This window comes from Schaalia canis (genome assembly GCF_003858455.1).
GTDB classification, from domain to species: domain Bacteria; phylum Actinomycetota; class Actinomycetes; order Actinomycetales; family Actinomycetaceae; genus Pauljensenia; species Pauljensenia canis.
Genome location: NZ_RQZF01000070.1, coordinates 1 through 229, shown reverse-complemented (window position 1 = coordinate 229; position 229 = coordinate 1). Strand labels below are relative to the sequence as shown.

Annotated in this window: 1 protein-coding gene; it reads left to right on the top strand. The window is 55.5% G+C overall.

Features of this window, described 5'->3' with window-relative positions:
• Positions 1-229: hypothetical protein (locus EII11_RS10710; RefSeq protein ID WP_165867183.1), on the top strand; the 229-nt coding region annotated here is incomplete at both ends.

The following is a 229-nucleotide window of genomic DNA, read 5'->3' as shown; positions in this document are numbered from 1 at the left end:
AGCATGATCAGCTTTATTAATGGTGCGCGTTTTGACGGGGCAATGCCAGGCAACGACATCCACGCCCTGTCCTACCTGTTGCATGGCTCTATGCTGTCAACCCCTTTCCTGACTGTGATCGGGAAAGAACTCGAAACCACCGAGAAACGCTTCACCCACACCGGCCATTCTTGGGCCCGGGCTACCACCCACGCAAAAGGCATGGCCAACCTCTTCCCCACAGAGAAAG